Origin of the sequence: Chryseobacterium sp. GVT01B (assembly GCF_019970045.1) — a bacterium.
Lineage (GTDB): Bacteria > Bacteroidota > Bacteroidia > Flavobacteriales > Weeksellaceae > Chryseobacterium.
This window is the reverse complement of sequence record NZ_JAHXYI010000006.1, coordinates 279249-299771: the sequence shown is the minus strand read 5'-3', so window position 1 is coordinate 299771 and position 20523 is coordinate 279249. Positions and strand designations below refer to the sequence as shown.

The window sequence follows — 20523 nt, the reverse complement described above, 5'->3', positions numbered from 1 at the left end:
ATGCTAATAAATCTAATTTCAAAATAAGTTGTGATAATGTGTAATTGCATTTGTTTTATTGATGATTTGATAAATAAATGGATTTTTATTTGGATATTTTCAATTGATCTTTTGTGTTGTTTAATCTTTTGATATTCTATTATGTTTGACTGCCAAAAACAAAAAACCTCCGATTAAATCGAAGGTTTAATATTTAAAATCAGCAAAAATTACCTATTGCTAATTACTCATTACTTATATTTCTGTGTTCAGATCCCAGTTTTCAAGGTAGTCGTGAACGTGCTTCAGCATCATTCCACCTAGAGAACCGTCTACTACTCTGTGGTCATAAGAATGAGACATGAACATTAAGTTTCTGATTGCAATTACATCACCATCAGCTGTTTCAAGAACCGCAGGTTTTTTAACGATAGCTCCGATTGCTAAAATAGCTACCTGAGGCTGAGGAATGATAGGTGTTCCCATAAGGTTTCCGAAACTTCCTACGTTTGAAATAGTATAAGTTGCACCCTGAGTATCTTCAGGTCTTAATTTCTTGTTTCTAGCTCTGTAAGCCAGGTCATTGATTGCTTTTGCAAGACCTGAAAGTGATAGCTGATCAGCATTCTTGATAACAGGAACAATAAGGTTTCCGTCCGGAAGGGCAGTAGCCATACCGATGTTGATGTTTTTCTTTTTGATGATGTTTTCACCATTGATAGAAACATTGATCATTGGAAAATCCTGAATTGCTTTCACTACAGCTTTTACGAAAATCGGCATGAAAGTCAGTTTCTCACCTTCGCGTTTTTCAAATACTGCTTTGTTTTTATTTCTCCATTTTACAACGTTGGTAACATCTGTTTCGATGAAAGAAGTAACGTGCGGAGCAATTTGTTTTGCTTTTACCATGTTTTCAGCGATGATCTTTCTCATTCTGTCCATTGGAATGATCTCATCACCTGCACTTACCGGAATCGTAGCTGCCGGAGCAGATATTGCTGGTTTCGGAGCGGATGTTGTCTGTACCGGAGCAGCCTGCTGAACTGGCTGGTTTCCTCTGTTGGCAACATATGCTAGTATATCTTCTTTTGTAATTCTTCCTTCCAAACCGCTACCTTTGATAGATTTCAGTTCAGTTTCAGAAATATTTTCCTGTTGTGCGATAGATTTTACGAGTGGAGATAGATAAAGGTCTCCTGAGAATTCTACATTTGAAGCAATTGTTGCTTGTAAAGGCTCTTCAATCGCTTTTAAAGTGTCAGCATCCGGAGTAGCCGCCGGAGTTTCAGTTTTTACTTCTTCTGAAGCTGCGCCTTCTCCTTCAATTTCTAAAATAGCAATGGCTTCACCTACTTTTGCAACTTCATCTTTTTGCTTTAAAATTTTTACGATTTTCCCCGAAACTGGTGTCGGAACGTCTGAATCTACTTTATCTGTTGCAATTTCTACTACGGAGTCATCCTCCTTTACGTTATCACCTTCATTGAATAACCAAGTGATAATTGTCGCTTCCATAACACCTTCTCCCATGGAAGGAAGCAATAATTTGTATTCTGCCATTTTTGATTTTTAGATTTTGACAAATATATAAAAAAAATCGGTTTTTTTATGAAATATATAATCTTAGCTGAATTCAATATAAATATTTTCGCCTACATTCAGTCCAAACAGGCTTTTGGCGCCGTTTTTCTTGCTTCCTTTGTAGATGGTAAGCTCCAATAATTGACTATCATTGAAAATAGCAGCAGACTGCCCATGGAATTCTGTTTCCCTTTCCCAATCTGAAACAACCTCCGTGTGGCTGGAAAATATCCTTGAAAGACTTAAATTTCTGAATTTTATGGTAAAATTATCATAGCCTTTGCTGATATTTTCGAAAAAATCTTTGTTGATATTTGAGATTATATTTCCGAAATTATCAATATAAGTTACTTCTCCGATAATCATGCCTTCTGATTCATTATAAACCGCCCTTGGGAACATCAGTTGTTTAGCTGAGTGTATTTTTCGTCCTATTACCTCAGGAAGTCCACCATTGGCTAGATGTACCGCTGCAGGTACAAAAATGTCTGTAGAAGTAAAGTTGATGATGTCATCAAAACGGTTGTTCAGGGTAAGTTCATAGATAGCTTCCGGTTTAATATCAAAAAAGATAAGGCTTAAAAGGCCGTTATCTGCCGCCAAAAAGTAGGATCCGTCGGCTTTATAAATTATATTTTTTCTAGACCTGTTGTAAAAACTGTCTACGGAAATAATGTGAATGCTTCCTTTTGGAAAATATTTATAAGCATTTCTTACAATATACGAAGTCTGTATAAGGTTGAATGCCTGGATATCGTGGGTTATATCAATAATATTAACCTCAGGGTTTAGAGACAGAATTTTGCCTTTCACAGCGGCAACTCTGTAATCTAAATTTCCGAAATCCGAAGTAAGGGTAATAATTGACATGAGCAATTTATAGAATAGTGTAGTATTGCAAAGTTATTTAAAATAAAAAGAAAGCCCGAAAGATTGTTGAAAAGAATTTGATATAAATTTGAAAAAAAGCTTTAATTTTAAAATCTAAAATAAAAATACTGCATGTTTGAATTAACATATGATTTGGAAGATATCGATGCGAAAATCTTCTATGGAGTTAATAACCAATATTTCAACTTAATAAAATCAAGCTTTCCAACCATTAAAATTACAGGAAGAGATCATTATATCTTTGCGATGGGAAATCAGGAAGCATTAGATATACTAAAGCAAAAACTGGATGATATTGTCCGTTTTATTTCTAAAAACAATTCAATTGGGCTGAAAGACGTTGAAAATATCCTGAATATTAAAGACGAAAACGAGAAACAACTGGTTTTCGATCAGGACATTATTGTAAAAGGAGTAAACGGAAAAGTCATTAAGGCTAAAACAACCAATCTTAAGAAGCTGGTAAAGGAAACCGAGAAAAAAGATATGGTTTTTGCAATAGGTCCTGCCGGAACGGGGAAAACGTATACTAGTGTAGCATTGGCAGCTAGAGCTTTAAGGGATAAAGAGGTGAAAAGAATCATTCTGACAAGACCGGCTGTAGAAGCGGGAGAAAGTCTTGGGTTCTTGCCGGGTGACCTTAAAGAAAAGCTGGATCCTTATTTACAGCCTTTATATGATGCACTTCGGGATATGATTCCTCATGAAAAACTGGAAGGCTTTATTGAGAAAAAAGTAATTGAAGTGGCACCATTGGCATTCATGAGAGGAAGAACGCTGGATGATGCTTTTGTAATTTTAGATGAAGCTCAGAACACGACCCATTCTCAGATGAAAATGTTTTTAACCAGAATGGGGATGAATGCTAAATTTATTATCACAGGAGATCCTACCCAGGTCGATTTGCCACCAAAACAACAATCCGGGCTGAAAGAAGCTATGAGGATTTTAAGCGGAGTAAAGGAAATCGGGTTTGTACATCTTACAGAAGAGGATGTAGTGAGACACCCTGTTGTAAGAAAGATTATTCTTGCCTATAATGATGAAGAGAAAAGAATGAGAAATGACTAGTAAAAATGAGTGAAAATTTCTGTTAACCTTTTATTAACCTTAAATTGGTTAGTTAAAATTTGTTAATTTGAAAAAAATAGTTAGTTTTGCAGACCTTAAATGTAAAAACTAACTAAACATGAAAAAACTTTTACTTGTTGCAGCGGTCGCTGTTATGGGAATTTCTGCAAACGCACAAGAATTTCGATTTGGTCCAAAAGCTGGTTTCGCAATGTCTACGATTAAATTAGACGATAAGCAAGACGATCTTGACGGAAGAAAAATGTCTCCTAAATATACTTTCTATATCGGTGGGATGGCTGAGTACAAATTCAATGATAATTTTGCTGTTCAGGGTGAGGTTTTGTATTCACCACTGGGAGCTAAAGAAAAAATTGATGGAGTAAATGCTGGAGGGATGTATTTTGGTGAGTCAACTAAAGTGACTTTTGGGACTCTTTTAGTGCCTGTTTCTGCAAAATACTTTATTACAGAAGGTTTCTCTGTAGCCGCAGGTGTTAACGTTGGAATTATCCTTACAGCTAAACAAAAGACTGTAATTGGTTCAGATTTCCTTGATGTAGAAATGGAAGGTGAAGGCGGTGAAGTAGATATTAAAAAAGATATCAAATCTTTAAACCTTGCCCCTTTCTTAGGCGTTGAATATATGCTGGAAAACGGACTTTTCTTTGATGCAAGATACAGCTTAGGAGTATCTAACCTATCTAATGACAACAGCGGTGGTACTGTAAAGAACAGTTTTGCTCAGGTGGGTGTAGGTTTCAAATTCGGAGGAAACTAATTCTGAAAATCTTATTTAGAAATAATAGAAAGCAGGACAAAAATTGTCCTGCTTTCTATCGTTATACAGATATCAGAGACCGGTTCTATTTCTATGATGAAAATAATTAGTACTTTTGCAGGGTAATTTAAAGCTACTAAAAAAATGAAAAAACTATTATTACTAGGTGCTTTTGCACTTTTAGGAGGTGCTGCTCAAGCGCAGGAAGGTTTTAAAATTGGCGGACATATTGGTGTTCCTGTGTCTGATGCAAGTGATGTATCTTCATTTACATTGGGAGTGGATGCTGCTTATATGTGGAATATTGCTAAAGGTTTTGACCTTGGGGTAACAACAGGGTATTCTCACTTCTTCGGAAAAGATCACTTTGATGATTTCGGATTTATTCCTGTAGCTGTTTCCGGGAAATATAAATTTAAAGGAGCTCCTATCTTTGTAGGATTAGACCTTGGATATGGTATTTCTACAAAGGATGGGGTAGATGGTGGTTTCTATGCACAGCCTAAATTTGGATACCAGATGTCCAAAGGAGAGTTGTACATCGGATATCAGTCTATCAGTAACAGACGTGATTATGGCTGGTACAGAGACAACTGGAGTGTAGGAGCTGTAAACTTAGGATTTAATTTCTTTATCAAATAAAGACAGTTGAAAAATAACTGAACTCCGGCCGAAGGCCGGAGTTTTTTTTGATATAATATAAGCAGCCTGTACGGATCTTTTATCAGAAACTTTTGAAATAAAATGCTTACAGCGATTAGAAAAAGATAAAAATAATCTCATATTATAAACGTTTGTTTAGATTTTAAGAGTTAATAACTTTAAAATTAGTAGTTTAGGTTAATTGATTTTAGCATTTTCCCAGAATTCATGGGGTCTTAGGAAAAATGTGAAAATTTAAAAAAGTAAACATATTCTCCTCTTGTTAATAAAATGTAGTTTTTTTATTCATAATATTGTGAAAAACTCAACATATTCTCTTAAGTAGGATTTATTATTATAAAACCCTAAATTTTAACAATGATATTAATCACATTAACAAATTTTAATATTAGTGGGGACCACTGTAAATTTGCCCTCAGAAAGTATTAAAATTTTTTAAAATGAAAAAAATATTATTAGCGGGTGCTGTTGCACTTTTTGGTTTATCAAACGCTCAGATTGCTAAAGGAACTACATATTTATCAGGATCTGTTGGTTATTCTCAAAAAGAAACTGACAATGGTAATTATAAAAAAGAAAACTTCAACGTATTACCTACAGTTGGATATTTCGTAAACACTAACTTAGCTGTTGGATTAGGTATCGGTTACGAAACTGAAAAGACAACTGAGACTTCAACTCTAACTACTCCTCTTGGGACTACTGTAAGCAAGGATATTACTAAGAAGCCTGCTTTCGTTGTTGCTCCATTCGTAAGAAAATACTGGACTTTGTCTGAGAAGTTATACATCTTCGGACAGTTAGCAGTGCCAATGCAGTTTGGAAAAACTGAAACTGAAAACAGTTCTGTAACTACTTCTGGAAACACTACTGCTTCTACTTCTACATCTACTGAAGCTAAATATACTCAGATTGGTGTTACTGTTAAGCCAGGTTTAGATTATTTCTTGAACAAGAACTGGTCTATCGAAGCTACTATCGGTGAGTTTGGTTACAACAACTACAAGCCAAAAGATGGTGATGCTACAAACAACTATAACTTCGGATTGAATTTATCTTCTGTAACTTTCGGAGTTAAATATGTATTTGCAAAGTAATAAACAAAGCATATAACAAGAAAGCCCTGAGAAACTCTTAGGGCTTTTTTCTATACAAAACTAATATAATAATCATGAAAAAAATCGTATTGATGGGCGCTGTTGCGCTTTTCGGTTTATCAAACGCACAGATTGCAAAAGGAACTTCTTATCTTTCAGGACAGGTAGGGTATTATCACAGTGAAAAGGACGAATTCAGCACTATAAGAAAGGATGATGTGATCAGAATCCTTCCTACAGCTGGGTATTTCGTTACTACTAACTTAGCCGTGGGACTTGGTGTAGGCTATAAAAGTGCTGTTACAAAATACAAAGTGGGGAATGCGGCGATTAGCAATGTAATGGAAATTAAAGATACAGATAATGCTTTTGTAGTAGCTCCATTCGTAAGAAAATACTGGACTTTATCTGATAAGTTATACATCTTCGGACAATTACAGATTCCATTGGAATTTGGCCAGGAAAAACTGGATTTTAACAGTGAAGGTAATGGCGGAGATCCTATACTTTCCGCTCCGTTTACACAAAAAAATAATTACACCAATATTGGAGTTAATATCAAGCCGGGTCTGGATTATTTTATAACGAAGAATTGGTCAATTGAAGCAACAATAGGTGAATTCGGATACAATACTTACAAAAGAGACATTGACGGTGCCAGAAGAGCTGATGATTACAAATTTGGCATCAGTTTAACTTCCGTGACTTTTGGAGTTAAATATGTATTTGCAAAATAATAAATAAAATATATACATTAGCCCTGAGATAGCTATTTTAGGGCTTCTTTAATATAAAACTATTTAATAATAATCATGAAAAAAATCTTATTAGCATCAGCGATTGCTTTATTTGCAGGCTTAAATGCGCAGACTACATTCGGAGTAAAGGCAGGGTATGCTTTATCAAAATTAAATTCCAGTGAAGGAGATTTTGAATTTGGTGGATTTGAAGCAAGTTTAAAATCTAAGTCAGGGTTTTATGTTGGCGGTTTGGTTGAACATAAATTCAATAATAAATTTGCCGTTCAGGGAGAGGTAGAATATGCCAATCTTGGTGGTAAAGCAGAAGTTGGAATATCAGGTACTGGTTTTACCTTAACTGAAAAGATGAACCTTAACAGAATCGTTATTCCTGTATCAGCAAGATATTATGCAACGCCGGAACTGGGAATTTATGCAGGTCCTTACGTAAGTTTTAAAACGAATAATAAAGTAAAATTTGAAGTAAGTGGTCCCAATGCCGGGATGGTAGATCCTTCAGGGCTTAAAGAAGGAGAGCGTTATTTAGAAAGACAACTGAATGATGGTCTAAAATCTACCGATTTTGGTTTATTCCTAGGGGCTGATTACAGCATTCATAAAGGATTGTTTATAGATGCCCGTTACAGCTTTGGCCTTACCAATATGATCAAAAACCCTGTGGATGGTGAAACATTAAAAATGAATTTCTTCCAGTTGGGACTAGGGTATAAGTTTAAATAAACTCCTATTCAGAATAAAAACAAAAAACTCTCAGAATTTCTGAGAGTTTTTTTATGAATGATTTTGTCTTTTTATTTTCCCATTCCACCCATTCCAGGCATATTTGGCATCTTGCTCATCATCTGCATCATTTGCTTTCCTTGAGGACCTTGCATCATCTTCATCATTTTACCCATTTGATCGAATTGTTTCATTAGTTGATTCACATCTTCGATTTTTCTTCCGGCACCTTTAGCAATTCTTCCTTTTCTCTGAGTATTGATGATAGAAGGTCTTCTTCTTTCTTCAGGGGTCATAGAGTAGATAATCGCTTCAATGTGTTTAAATGCATCATCACTGATCTCCACATCTTTGATCGCTTTTCCAACACCCGGAATCATTCCCATCAAGTCTTTCATATTACCCATCTTCTTGATCTGGTTGATCTGCTTTAGGAAATCATCAAAACCGAATTCGTTTTTAGCGATTTTTTTGTGAAGTTTTTTAGCTTCTTCTTCATCAAACTGCTCCTGAGCTCTTTCTACTAAGGAAACAACATCTCCCATTCCAAGGATTCTGTCCGCCATCCTTTCCGGGTAGAAAAGGTCTAAAGCTTCCATTTTTTCTCCTGTAGAGATGAACTTGATTGGTTTTTCAACAACAGAACGAATCGTTAAAGCGGCTCCACCACGGGTATCACCATCTAATTTTGTTAAAACAACCCCGTCAAAATTCAAAGCATCGTTGAATGCTTTTGCCGTATTCACAGCATCCTGACCTGTCATTGAGTCAACAACGAATAGCGTTTCGTTTGGTTTAATAAAGTAATGAACAGATTTGATCTCGTTCATCATCTGCTCATCAATCGCCAAACGACCTGCTGTATCTACGATCACAACATCATGACCGTTTGATTTTGCAAAATTAATTGCGTTTTCAGCAATCGTAGAAGGATTTGTAGAGCCTTCTTCTGTGAAAACAGGAACCCCGATTTGTCCACCTAAAACTTTTAGCTGGTCAATTGCAGCAGGACGGTAAACGTCACATGCTACCAATAAAGGTTTTTTATTTCTTTTTGTTTGTAAATAATTAGCAAGCTTTCCTGAGAATGTAGTCTTACCAGAACCCTGAAGACCTGCAATAAGGATTACAGATGGCTTTCCTGAAAGATTGATTCCCTCCTGAGAACCTCCCATAAGGTCTACCAATTCATCATGAACAATTTTCGTCATCAGCTGTCCCGGCGTAAGGGAAGTAAGAACGTTCTCTCCTAATGCTTTATCCTGAACTCTTTTAGTAAGATCTTTTGCAACTTTATAGTTAACGTCGGCATCTACCAATGCTCTACGGATCTCCTTTACGGTTTCCGCTACATTGATTTCGGTAATTTTTCCTCTACCAGAAATATTATGTAATGCCTTGTCTAATTTATCCTGTAAACTATTAAACATATTTATTGTAAATTATAGGTTTGCAAAAATAAGGAATTTTTAGCATATCTAAAGTGTCCGGGACGTAATATTATATAGATAAGAAAAAATGATATATATCAAATCTTATCATAATACGATAGAAAAAGTCTATTTTTGCGGTCAATTAAAATTTAGAATGAAAATCAATCCCAATATTCTTGTTGTCATTTTATTCTTTCTGACGTTCCTGGTGCATTTTTCCCTTTGGAAATTTGTTTTTCACCTGGATGAAGTGGTGATCATTAAATTTTATCTTTTTCTAAGCGTCATGTTTATGATGATGATCACGCTTATTATCCTAATCAATAGAGTAGCACCGGAATTTTTAGGATTGTCCGTCATTGGTTTGATTCTTTTAAAATTCGGTTTGATGTACTTAATCAGAAAAAAACTGAACTTTGAAGTGATTCCAGGCTATAAATTCCATTTTATTATACCTTATTTTGTCCTGACAGCCCTGCTTACATACTATGCGATCAAGCTGATTAATCATGATAAAAAACAGTAAAATAATTTATTGAAACTAGAAAAAATATCATATTTTTGCACAACGAAAAAAACCTATCAATGTTTAAGAAATTCGCAGTTTTATTCTACAGTATTTTTGTATTAAACTTAGTGTCTGCACAGCACGGTGAGGCTACTGCTGGGGCAGCTCCTGCTCAAGAGCTTTCAGAGAAAGACAAAGTAAGCAAAGAAAACAAAGAGTTCATCGATCATCACTTGTTGGATGCACATGATTTCACATTGATGGTTGATAAAGAAGGTCACCACATCGGTTTCCCTCTTCCTGTTATTGTATATGACAACGGTTTTCACTCTTTTATGAGTAACAAAGAAGGGTTCATGCACGGAGAGCCTACTGAAGTAGACGGTTCTTTTTATGTGTTACACCATGAGAAAATCTATAAGACTGATGCAGCAGGAACTTTAACACTTGGTGAAGATGGTCATCCAACTAACGAAAAGCCATTAGATCTTTCAATTACAAAAAGTGTACTGATTATTTTATTAGTATCAATCTTTATGTTAGTGTTATTCGGTGGTATGGCTAAGTCTTATAAAAAATCAGTGGTTCCTACAGGTGCTGCAAGATTTTTAGAGCCGTTAATCATTTTCGTAAGAGATGAAGTTGCTATTCCAAACATCGGACATAAGTATAAAAGATTTATGGGGTATTTATTAACGGTATTCTTCTTTATTCTTTTCCTTAACGTTTTAGGATTAATGCCTTTCGGAATCAATGTTACAGGTAATATTACAATGACATTCTTCCTTGCAATCCTTACATATCTGATTACAACATTCTCAGCTAACAAAGATTACTGGAAACACATCTTCTGGATGCCGGGAGTGCCAGTTCCAATGAAGTTGATTATGCTTCCTATCGAATTACTAGGAACAATCACTAAACCATTCGCTTTGATGATTCGACTTTTTGCAAACATGACTGCAGGTCACATCGTAGTAATGAGTTTGATCGGATTGATCTATGTATTCAAGAATTTTATCGCAGGTGTTGCATTCCCGTTCCTTACATTGGTAATTTATTTACTAGAAGTATTGGTAGCGTTCCTACAGGCTTATATCTTTACAATGTTATCAGCTCTGTTTATCGGAATGGCTGTAGAAGAGCACGAGCACGAACATCATGCAGCTCACTAATTGAAATTATAAATTAAAGTAAAACAAATTTTTTAAAATTATATATTATGGAAATCCCTAAAATTGTAGGTGCTGGTATCGTAGTACTAGGTGTAGGTATCGGTCTTGGTAAAATCGGAGCTGCTGCTCTTGAAGCTATCGCTAGACAACCTGAGCAATCTGGAAAAATCCAAACAGCTATGCTTATTGCAGCTGCACTTGTAGAAGGTGTTGCGTTTGCTGCTCTATTCGCAGTAAACTAATTAAAATCAGACCATTATCTGTGACGGTTGGTTACAGGTAATGGTTCTTTAAAAAAAGTAATAATTATTTATACATTTATATAATGGAATTAATTCATCAGTTTTCGTCAGGATTATTTATTATCCAGTCTGTTATTTTTCTAGCATTATTATTTTTGTTAGGTAAATTCGCTTGGAAACCTATTTTAAAGTCTATCAATGACAGAGAAACATCTATTGTTGACGCTCTTAATCAAGCTAAATTAGCTAGAAAAGAAATGGAAACTTTAAAAGAGGATAACGAAAGAATCATTCGTGAAGCTAAAATAGAAAGAGATGCTATCCTTAAAGAAGCTAGAGAAATTAAAGACAGAATCGTAGGGGAAGCTAAAGATGTTGCTAAAACGGAAGGAGACAGAATGATCGAAGCTGCTAAACAGACTATCAACGCTGAGAAAAATGCTGCTATGGCAGACATCAAAACTCAAATTGGTACTTTATCTGTGAACATTGCTGAGTCTATCTTGAAACAAAAATTAGACAACAGCGAAGCTCAAAACGAATTAGTTCAAAATTATTTAAACAAATCAAACCTTAACTAAGAATGCTTACATCTAAAGTAGCTAAAAGATACGCACAAGGTTTACTTGATTTCACAAATGAGTCAGGTCAAACGGCTACTGTATTTTCTGAAATGAAAGATGTAGTAAAGATCATGAAAGAGTCTGCAGACTTAAATAAATTTTTCATGACTCCTTACATCGATTCTAAAAAGAAAATAGAAGTAGCAAACGAAATTTTCAAAGGTTTATCTGTCTCTTCTCAGAATTTGATCAGATTGGTGATTAAGCATGGACGTGAAAACCAACTGAAAAATATCGCTCAGGAATTCATCAATAAAGTAGAAGACCTTAGTGGTATACAGAGAGTAACACTTACTACAGCAACTCCTCTTTCAAAAGAGAACCTGGATCAGATTTTAAGATCTACCAATCTTGTAAATGCTGATTCAAATTTTGATCTGAAAGTGAATGTGAAGCCAGAAATTCTTGGAGGATATGTTCTAAGAGTAGGTGACCAGCAGGTAGACGCGTCTGTGAAGACAAAATTGAACCAAGTTAAAAAAGATTTCCAATTAAATTAAGAAAAACAACCATACAATGGCAGAAATAAATCCGGCAGAAGTATCTGCGATCTTAAAACAGCAATTGGCCAACTTCGATACTCAATCAAACGTTGAGGAAGTAGGTACAGTTTTAACCATCGGTGATGGTATTGCTCGTGTATACGGGTTAGAAAACGTACAATACGGAGAGTTGGTGAAATTTTCTAGTGATGTAGAAGGTATTGTACTTAACCTTGAAGAAGACAACGTAGGTGTTGCTCTACTTGGTGAAAGTAAATTAGTAAAAGAAGGTGATACAGTAAGAAGAACAAACAGAATCTCTTCTATCAAAGTAGGAGAAGGTATGTTAGGAAGAGTAGTAGATACTCTTGGTAACCCTATCGATGGTAAAGGTCCTATTACTGGGGATTTATACGAAATGCCATTGGAAAGAAAAGCTCCTGGAGTTATCTTCAGACAGCCGGTAACTGAACCTTTACAGTCAGGTATCGTTGCAATTGATGCGATGATTCCTGTAGGAAGAGGACAAAGAGAGCTTATCATTGGTGACAGACAGACAGGTAAAACTACTGTTGCAATTGATACGATCATTAACCAAAGAGAATTTTTTGATGCAGGTAAGCCTGTATATTGTATATATGTTGCAATTGGTCAAAAAGCTTCTACAGTAGCACAAATCGTTAAAACGCTTTCTGATAAAGGAGCTTTAGCATATACTGTAATCGTTGCGGCTAATGCATCAGATCCAGTTCCAATGCAGGTATATTCTGCAATGGCAGGAGCTTCTATAGGTGAGTTCTTCAGAGACACTGGTAGACCAGCTTTGATCGTTTATGATGATTTATCTAAACAAGCTGTTGCTTACCGTGAGCTTTCTCTACTATTGAGAAGACCACCGGGCCGTGAAGCTTATCCTGGAGACGTTTTCTATCTTCACTCAAGATTATTGGAAAGAGCTGCAAAAGTTATCGCTGATGACAATATTGCTAGTCAGATGAATGATTTACCTGAGTCTTTAAGACCAATCGTAAAAGGTGGTGGTTCATTAACGGCACTTCCAATTATTGAAACTCAGGCTGGTGACGTTTCTGCATACATCCCTACCAACGTAATCTCTATTACAGACGGACAGATCTTCTTGGAGTCTGATCTATTCAACTCAGGGGTTCGTCCTGCGATCAACGTAGGTATCTCTGTATCGAGAGTAGGAGGTAATGCTCAGATTAAATCAATGAAAAAAGTATCTGGTACTTTGAAGCTAGACCAGGCTCAATATAAAGAACTAGAAGCGTTTGCTAAGTTCGGTTCTGACCTTGATGCTTCTACTTTAGCAGTTATTTCTAAAGGAGAAAGAAACGTAGAGATCCTTAAGCAGCCGGTAAATGCTCCACTTCCTGTAGACAGTCAGGTAGCAATCGTATATGCCGGAACAGAAAACTTAATGAGAAACGTTCCTATCAGAAAGATCAAAGAATTCCAACATGAGTACATCGAATTCCTAAGATCTAAGCACCCTGATACGATGGCTGCTATTAAAGCAGGTAAAATCGATAACGATATTACAGCAGTTCTTAAGCAGGCAGCTAACGATTTAGCTTCTAAATACAACTAAAAAATTCAATGTTTAAGGTTTAAAATATAACGTTTTAAGCCTTAAACTTTAGACCTTAAACTTTGAACCCAAATTAATGGCAAACTTAAAAGAAATACGAGGCAGAATTACGTCAATTTCATCTACGATGCAGATTACACGTGCTATGAAAATGGTTTCGGCAGCGAAACTTAAAAAAGCACAGGATGCAATCGTAATGTTAAGACCTTATTCTGAAAAATTACAGGAGCTTATCCAGAATGTAAATTCTAGCTCAGATCCTGATCAGATTTCTGTATATGCTCAGAAAAGAGAGGTTAAAAGAATACTATTTATCGCTGTTACTTCAAACAGAGGTCTAGCAGGAGCTTTTAACTCTTCTATCGTAAAAGAGCTTAACCTTCAGTTCCAGAACAACTCTCAATATGAGATTGAAGTTCTGCCGGTAGGTAAAAAAGTATATGATGCTGTAAGAAGAAACCGTACGGTATATGCTAATGGAAGTTCTGTTTATGATAACCTGAACTTTGATATGGTAGCGAACATTACTGAAGGAGTAATGACCAGCTTCAGAGAAGGGAAATTTGACGAAGTATATGTTATTTATAACAAATTCGTGAATGCAGCAACTCAGGAAGTAACTACAGAAAAACTTCTTCCGATTTCAATGCCTGAAAACACTGAACCGCAGGTTGAAACAGATTATATCTTTGAACCTAACAGAGCTGAGATCCTGGATAATTTGATTCCAAAATCGATCAAAACTCAGGTTTTCAAATCAATCCTGGATTCAGTAGCATCTGAGCATGGAGCGAGAATGACTGCAATGCACAAAGCTACAGACAATGCAGAAGCATTGAGAAATGATCTGAAGATCTTCTACAACAAAGCAAGACAGGCTGCAATTACCAACGAAATCCTGGAAATTGTTTCCGGAGCAGAAGCTTTGAAAAATTCATAAAGAATTATTTTAAGATACAATGAAAAGCACCGAAATTATCGGTGCTTTTTTGTTTATATGAATGCTAAAACTGCTATTCGGTATCTAAAAATCATCTTTTTATAGATAAATGGAAGAATCCCCTCAGTTATTTTTTTAATTGAAAAATAAGAGTGTTTTATCGCTTCATTTTTTCTGAAAAAAAATCCTTAACCAAAATTATCTATCCCGGATTCAGGTTATTTTTATTTTACATATCTTTGTACTTAATAAAATATATACAACCTCTAAATGGACTCGGACATAGTCAGGCTTTTGCTGGCCTTATTTCTTGTTTTACTAAATGGCTTCTTCGTAGCCGCAGAATTTTCAATTGTTAAAGTTCGTTATTCACAAATTCAGTTAAAAGCCGCAGAAGGCAATTCTATGGCTAAACAGGCAGAACATATCATCAAGCATCTTGATGAATATCTTTCCGCTACACAATTAGGAATTACATTGGCATCCCTTGCCCTTGGTTGGGTAGGAGAAAGTGCCCTGCATCATATTGTTGAAAACATTTTCATCTCTTTGAGTATTGATCTTACTCAGACAACAATTACTACAATTTCAGTAGTGACAAGTTTTGTGTTGATTACAATCATGCACATTGTATTTGGTGAGCTTATCCCAAAATCAATTGCGATCAGAAAATCTGAAGCAACTACAATGGCAACTGCTGTTCCGCTAAGAGTTTTTTACACGATTTTTAAACCGTTTATCTGGTTGATGAACTCAATGTCAAACGGTTTCCTGAGATTGGTTAAAATTCACCCGGCTTCCGAACAGGAAATTCACTCTACCGAAGAACTTCAGCTTTTGGTAAAACAAAGTGCTGACAGTGGGGAGATTGAAGAAGAGAACTATGAGATCATCAAAAATGCATTTGATTTTACCGATCATTCTGCTAAGCAGATCATGGTTCCAAGACAAAATATTACTTCTATCGATTTTGAAGAAGATGTGAATGATATCATCAATAAGATTATGGACAGTGGGTATTCCCGTATTCCGGTATACATCGACTCCATTGATAATGTTATCGGGATTTTCTATACAAAAGAGATCATCAGGGAATTTGTAAAAAGAAAAGGAAATCTGGATCATGAAGATCTTAAAGATTTAATGCGTGATGCCTTTTTTGTTGTGGAAAGTAAAAAAGTTTCAGATTTACTGAAAACGTTCCAGCTTAAAAAACAGCATATCGCTATTGTTATCGACGAATTTGGTGGAACTGAAGGGATTATTACATTAGAAGATATTCTGGAAGAACTGGTAGGGGAAATTCAGGATGAAGAAGACGATGAAGAAAAAATCGTTGATAAAATATCAGATAATACGTATTGGGTACAGGCTACACAGCCTTTGGATGAAATCAATGAATTTTTACCTAAAAAACTGCCTCTTTCAGAAGAAAGTGAGTACAATTCATTAGCCGGATTTATTCTTTATGAGTTGGAAGACATCCCTGAAGAAAACCAGGAATTTGATCTTGAGGACTATCACTTCAAAATTCTGAAAATGAATAATAAAAGTGTGGAACTTGTAGAATTGGTCTATGAAGAACCCAATGCTATAGATCATTTGGCAGATAAAATTGGAGAAGTTTAAAACAAACAGTTAGAATGAATTTTTATAACAGCATAAAAGATTACGAAGACCCAAAACGCCAGTATGAGGAAGAAGTCCTCGTTCTGGATGATACGGATGAAGTCTATAAACTGGTACTGCATAATGACGATGTTCATACATTTGATTATGTAATAGACTGTCTGATCGAAATATGCAAACATACACTTGAACAAGCTGAGCAATGTACGATCCTAGTTCACTACAAGGGCAAGTGTACCGTAAAAACAGGCTCAATGGATGTTTTAAAGCCTATGCATGAAAAATTAATTTCGCGCGAATTAACAAGCGAAATCGTATAAAATAAAAACCGGCAAGTTTCTTGCCGGTTTTTTTATTGAATCCGAAGGTGAAAGTTGAAGAATAACAATAAATGACAAAGAGTAGCAGCCTTCAGCAAAGTCTTTTAATCTTTAAATGCTTTAATCTTTTAATTTCTCAATACTCTTACATTGTCATATTTTATCTAAAATAGTATATTTGTACCAACTATAAAGAAACAAAAAAATAATGCTTGTAATAGGAATTGCCGGTGGTACAGGATCCGGCAAAACTACAGTTGTTGACAAGATACTTCAGCAGCTTGATATTGAAGGAATGAATATCCTTTCTCAGGATAATTATTATCATGACAACCAAGGTCTTACATTGACAGAAAGAGAAGCTCTTAATTATGACCACCCGAAATCAATAGACTTTGACCTACTGATAAAACATGTAAAAGCTTTAAAAAATAATGAGCCTATTGAACAGCCCATTTACAGCTTTGTTACTCATTCCAGAACAGGAGATCATGTGACTGTAGAACCTAAAAACGTATTGGTAGTAGAAGGAATTCTGGTTCTTACCAACAAAGAATTACTGAAAGAATTTGATTTGAAGGTATTCGTTCACGCAGATTCTGACGAAAGGCTGATCAGGAGGATCAGGAGAGATACCCAGGAAAGGGGAAGAGATCTGAGCGAAGTATTACACCGTTATCAGACTACATTGAAACCAATGCACCAGGAATTCATAGAGCCATCTAAAAATGATGCCGATCTTATTATCCCTAATATGAAGCAGAATTCCGTAGCGATTGATTTTTTAACTACTGTTATTAAAAACTCGTTGAAAAAACATTAAAAAAATGGAAGAAAACAACCTTATCAAAGACATTCAGCCGAAATCTGAAACATTCAAACTTATACAGAAATATGTTTTGAACAAGTATACCATTACGATCTGTCTGTTTTTGGTATGGATGATTTTTTTCGATAAAACCTCATTTCTTGTAATTAATGAACTCAATGGTGAGATCAGAAAATATGAAGAGCAGCTTGACTTCTATAAAAAAGAATACGAAAAGAATGATGCTTTTTATAAAAAACTGATGAACAACAAATCAGAGAAAGAAAAATACGCAAGAGAAAATTATTTCATGAAAAAACCGAATGAAGAGATCTTCATTTTGGTGGTGGACAGCACAAAAGTTGCTAAAAAGTAATAAAAGTTGAATAGAATTACGTTAATGACGAAAAGAATTTTTAGTTTTTAAAATTCACTTGCGAAGCAGAATTCACCATTGACCATTCACAAATAAAAAAACTAATGTCAAATACAGATATATTTTCAAACTGGGAGAATTTAGTCAAAAAACAACTTAAAACAGAGGATATTTACCCAATTTTAGAAAAGCAGAATTTGGAAGGAATAGAAGTGAAGCCATTTTACACGGAAGTTCAGAAGCCTTTGGTAAATCTGCCCAGAGTTGAAGAGAGTACCCATTTGGTAGCAAAATACCATGAAAGTTTAGAAGAAGAAGTATTTGCGTTTATCCTTGATCATAACGTAGAAAATCTTGATCAAAAGACTCTTTTTGTCAACAACAAAGAACTTGCAGGACACATAAGTCCTAAAGAAGAAGACCAGTATTTTTCATTGATTGACATTTTTAATGAAAAAGAAGGAAATATAGACGACCAGCTGGCTAAAGAATTATTGGCTAAAGATTTTAAAAGAAACATATGTGTTGATATTTCACTGCATCAGAATGCCGGAGCAGCTATTTATCAACAGCTTGGTATTGCGCTCGCAAAAACTAAGGAGCTGGTAGAAGCTTATGGTGCTGAAATTTTGAATAAACTGATATTCAGAATAGCCGTAGGAGGAAATTATTTCTTTGAAATGGCAAAACTGAGAGCCTTTAAAATCATTTTTAACCAACTTTCTAAAGAATATGGGATGGATGAAGTTCCATACATCTTTGCAGAGACTTCACTGAGGAATAAGGCCGTTTCTGATAATGAAAACAACCTGATCCGTTCTACATTAGAACTTGCTTCCGCAATGATCGGAGGGGCAGACGCTGTTTTTACCAATAATTATCTGGTAAACAGAAGTACGGATAATTCGGAAGAGATTTCTTTCAAACAACAGATCGTTCTGGCTTACGAAAGTATCATCAATGTATTTGAAGATGCAGCGAACGGAAGTTATTATATTGAGGATATTACAAAACAGTTTGCAGAAAAATCCTGGGCATTATTTGTTGAAATTGAAGAAGCAGGAGGTTACCTTGAATTGTTAAAACAAGGCGTTATTCAGAAAAAGATCTATGATCATGCTGTTGAAGAACAACAATGGATTGAAGAAGGGAAAATAAAGCTGATTGGAGTGAATTTATACCCTAAATTAGACGTTAAAAAGTCTATCGGAGATCTTTACAACGAAAATGAAATAATAGCTGTTCGTTGGGCTGAAATGTTTGAGTAAAAACATCTCATAATACCATGAAAAAAAGCTTACTAATTTTCTTTTTATCATTTTTCGGACTACTTTTTTCACAAACAGAGAAAGATCTGTACGGAAAATGGGGCGGAATAGATGCCGGTAGTTACGGTTCATTTACATTTTTTGATGATGGCTATGTAAAGGTACAACTTAATGGATTGGATATTGATGGTAGACATCATGTAATTCCTGATGGCCCAAACAAAGGTAAAGTTGCCCATGTAAAATATACTACTGATTTTTCAAAAAAAATTATCAAATTCAGTTTAGTAGCATCATATAATGATTTCAACAATAAACTTGAAGAGAGTAAATTTTTAAGTGGGCTTATTAAGTTTATTAATGAAAATGAATTTCTGCTATTCTTTGATTTTGAGAATGAAAATCCGGAAGATATAGATTCTACATCCCCAAATGTAATAAAGCTGCATAAAGAAAAAAGCTTATAAGTTTTTAGTAATGAATGAAAAACTGATAGATTTATTTAAATACACCTATCATTTCAATGTTGAAATGATTAAAGTTATTTCTGAAAACAGAAAACTTGTTGATGATAAAACGATCAGTTTGATTAATCATACTCTTAATGCACAACAGATTTGGAATGCCCGGATTCTGGGAGAAAAAACTTTTGAAGTCTGGCAAATTAATCCTTTTGAATCTCTTGAGGAAATTAATCATGGAAACTTTCTTAAAAGCATTGATATTATAAGGAATTTTGATCTGGATAAAAGAATAGAATATCATAATTCAAGAGGGGCAAAGTTTGAAAACAGTATTTTTGAAATGCTTTTCCATGCAGTTAATCATTCTACTTATCATAGAGGGCAAATCAACTCTTTATTTAAACAGAACGGTATAATCCCGGTATTAACTGATTATATTTTTTACAAAAGATAATTTGATTGAGTAATCATTTTCAAATAAGATTTTGTGTAGATTTATGAAACACAAAATACAAATGTTATGAAAGAAAATGAGATAAGTTTTTATATCAGGAAATCTATATTTTCTGTTTATAATGAACTTGGACCAGGGCTTTTAGAAAAAGTTTATGAGAAAGTTTTGGCTTATGAACTGGAGAATAATGGTTTAAAAGTGAGAACTCAAGTTCCAATGAAGATTAAATTCAGGGATATCACTATTGATTCTAGCTTTGTTGCTGATATAATTGTTGAAGATAAAATTATCATAGAAGTGAAGGCCGTAACGGAAATAGCAAATATTCATCACCAACAGTTATTAACCTATCTAAAGTTAACAGGATTGAAACTAGGAATTCTGGTTAACTTTAATACTGATTATATTAGCAAAAGTATTATTCGGAAAGTAAGAGGAAATTTAGATTAGCTTTCTAAAGATAACCACAGATGCCGCAGATTTTCGCAGATGATTGCGTATATTTTTTAGTTAATCAGAAAAAGCAGAAATAATTTAATGTATTAAATACAAATAAAACATAAACATCTGTGAAAATCAGTTTCATCTGCAGTTAAAAATAAATTTCCTGAATTTAAACATTTGGATTATAAAATGTTAGAA

Annotated in this window: 24 protein-coding genes; 21 read left to right on the top strand and 3 right to left on the bottom strand. The window is 34.8% G+C overall.

Annotation, left to right across the window (positions count from 1 at the left end):
- Positions 1-234 precede the first annotated feature (234 nt).
- Positions 235-1542, bottom strand: coding sequence for a dihydrolipoamide acetyltransferase family protein (locus LC457_RS16220; protein WP_223600817.1), 1308 nt, complete (start codon positions 1540-1542; stop codon positions 235-237).
- A gap of 63 nt (positions 1543-1605) precedes the next feature.
- Positions 1606-2433 (bottom strand): S-adenosyl-l-methionine hydroxide adenosyltransferase family protein, encoded by an 828-nt coding sequence (locus LC457_RS16215; RefSeq protein WP_223600816.1) that lies wholly within the window; start codon positions 2431-2433, stop codon positions 1606-1608.
- 132 nt (positions 2434-2565) lie between these two features.
- On the opposite strand from LC457_RS16215, the gene LC457_RS16210 reads away from it, so the two are divergent.
- The 6 genes from LC457_RS16210 (at position 2566) to LC457_RS16185 (ending at position 7547) form a co-directional block, all read left to right on the top strand.
- Entirely contained in the window at positions 2566-3525 is a 960-nt protein-coding gene (locus LC457_RS16210; protein ID WP_223600815.1) for a PhoH family protein, read from the top strand.
- 118 nt (positions 3526-3643) lie between these two features.
- Positions 3644-4306 (top strand): porin family protein, encoded by a 663-nt coding sequence (locus LC457_RS16205; RefSeq protein WP_223600814.1) that lies wholly within the window; start codon positions 3644-3646, stop codon positions 4304-4306.
- A 144-nt stretch (positions 4307-4450) separates the two neighbouring features.
- Positions 4451-4948 (top strand): hypothetical protein, encoded by a 498-nt coding sequence (locus LC457_RS16200; protein ID WP_223600813.1) that lies wholly within the window; start codon positions 4451-4453, stop codon positions 4946-4948.
- 461 nt (positions 4949-5409) lie between these two features.
- Positions 5410-6066 carry an outer membrane beta-barrel protein gene (locus tag LC457_RS16195; protein WP_223600812.1) on the top strand — a complete coding sequence of 219 codons (657 nt, stop codon included), beginning with the start codon at positions 5410-5412 and terminating at the stop codon, positions 6064-6066.
- Positions 6067-6140: 74 nt separating this feature from the next.
- Complete coding sequence (locus tag LC457_RS16190; protein ID WP_223600811.1) at positions 6141-6803, top strand: outer membrane beta-barrel protein; 663 nt, start codon at positions 6141-6143, stop codon at positions 6801-6803.
- 75 nt (positions 6804-6878) lie between these two features.
- Positions 6879-7547: a porin family protein gene (locus LC457_RS16185; protein ID WP_223600810.1), complete on the top strand. Its 669-nt coding sequence runs from the start codon at positions 6879-6881 to the stop codon at positions 7545-7547.
- 71 nt (positions 7548-7618) lie between these two features.
- On the opposite strand, the gene ffh is transcribed toward LC457_RS16185, so the two are convergent.
- Positions 7619-8977 carry a signal recognition particle protein gene (gene ffh, locus LC457_RS16180; RefSeq protein WP_047374403.1) on the bottom strand — a complete coding sequence of 453 codons (1359 nt, stop codon included), beginning with the start codon at positions 8975-8977 and terminating at the stop codon, positions 7619-7621.
- A gap of 157 nt (positions 8978-9134) precedes the next feature.
- Here ffh and LC457_RS16175 point away from each other — a divergent pair, with 157 nt between their 5' ends.
- The 15 genes from LC457_RS16175 to LC457_RS16105 all read left to right on the top strand — a co-directional run bounded on the left by LC457_RS16175 (position 9135) and on the right by LC457_RS16105 (position 20331).
- Positions 9135-9506 (top strand): hypothetical protein, encoded by a 372-nt coding sequence (locus LC457_RS16175; RefSeq protein WP_223600809.1) that lies wholly within the window; start codon positions 9135-9137, stop codon positions 9504-9506.
- 59 nt (positions 9507-9565) lie between these two features.
- Positions 9566-10663 (top strand): F0F1 ATP synthase subunit A, encoded by a 1098-nt coding sequence (gene atpB / locus LC457_RS16170; protein WP_047425399.1) that lies wholly within the window; start codon positions 9566-9568, stop codon positions 10661-10663.
- A 47-nt stretch (positions 10664-10710) separates the two neighbouring features.
- Entirely contained in the window at positions 10711-10905 is a 195-nt protein-coding gene (gene atpE / locus LC457_RS16165) for an ATP synthase F0 subunit C (protein WP_002979108.1), read from the top strand.
- 83 nt (positions 10906-10988) lie between these two features.
- Entirely contained in the window at positions 10989-11486 is a 498-nt protein-coding gene (locus tag LC457_RS16160; protein ID WP_047374409.1) for a F0F1 ATP synthase subunit B, read from the top strand.
- Positions 11487-11488: 2 nt separating this feature from the next.
- Entirely contained in the window at positions 11489-12028 is a 540-nt protein-coding gene (atpH, locus tag LC457_RS16155) for an ATP synthase F1 subunit delta (protein ID WP_223600808.1), read from the top strand.
- A gap of 16 nt (positions 12029-12044) precedes the next feature.
- A complete protein-coding gene (gene atpA, locus LC457_RS16150) occupies positions 12045-13622 on the top strand; it encodes a F0F1 ATP synthase subunit alpha (protein ID WP_223600807.1) in 1578 nt (525 codons plus the stop codon).
- Positions 13623-13698: 76 nt separating this feature from the next.
- Positions 13699-14562, top strand: coding sequence for an ATP synthase F1 subunit gamma (atpG, locus tag LC457_RS16145; protein ID WP_184554239.1), 864 nt, complete (start codon positions 13699-13701; stop codon positions 14560-14562).
- A gap of 270 nt (positions 14563-14832) precedes the next feature.
- Positions 14833-16191, top strand: a complete 1359-nt coding sequence (locus LC457_RS16140; RefSeq protein WP_223600806.1) for a hemolysin family protein — start codon at positions 14833-14835, stop codon at positions 16189-16191.
- 14 nt (positions 16192-16205) lie between these two features.
- Complete coding sequence (locus LC457_RS16135) at positions 16206-16511, top strand: ATP-dependent Clp protease adaptor ClpS (protein WP_052186520.1); 306 nt, start codon at positions 16206-16208, stop codon at positions 16509-16511.
- Positions 16512-16719: 208 nt separating this feature from the next.
- Positions 16720-17334: a uridine kinase gene (udk, locus tag LC457_RS16130; protein ID WP_129057369.1), complete on the top strand. Its 615-nt coding sequence runs from the start codon at positions 16720-16722 to the stop codon at positions 17332-17334.
- 4 nt (positions 17335-17338) lie between these two features.
- Positions 17339-17695: a septum formation initiator family protein gene (locus tag LC457_RS16125; RefSeq protein ID WP_047374422.1), complete on the top strand. Its 357-nt coding sequence runs from the start codon at positions 17339-17341 to the stop codon at positions 17693-17695.
- 104 nt (positions 17696-17799) lie between these two features.
- Positions 17800-18963, top strand: a complete 1164-nt coding sequence (locus LC457_RS16120; protein ID WP_223600805.1) for a methylmalonyl-CoA mutase family protein — start codon at positions 17800-17802, stop codon at positions 18961-18963.
- 17 nt (positions 18964-18980) lie between these two features.
- Positions 18981-19430 carry a hypothetical protein gene (locus LC457_RS16115; RefSeq protein WP_223600804.1) on the top strand — a complete coding sequence of 150 codons (450 nt, stop codon included), beginning with the start codon at positions 18981-18983 and terminating at the stop codon, positions 19428-19430.
- A 10-nt stretch (positions 19431-19440) separates the two neighbouring features.
- Positions 19441-19881 carry a DinB family protein gene (locus tag LC457_RS16110; protein WP_223600803.1) on the top strand — a complete coding sequence of 147 codons (441 nt, stop codon included), beginning with the start codon at positions 19441-19443 and terminating at the stop codon, positions 19879-19881.
- Positions 19882-19947: 66 nt separating this feature from the next.
- Positions 19948-20331 (top strand): GxxExxY protein, encoded by a 384-nt coding sequence (locus tag LC457_RS16105; RefSeq protein WP_223600802.1) that lies wholly within the window; start codon positions 19948-19950, stop codon positions 20329-20331.
- Positions 20332-20523 lie beyond the last annotated feature (192 nt).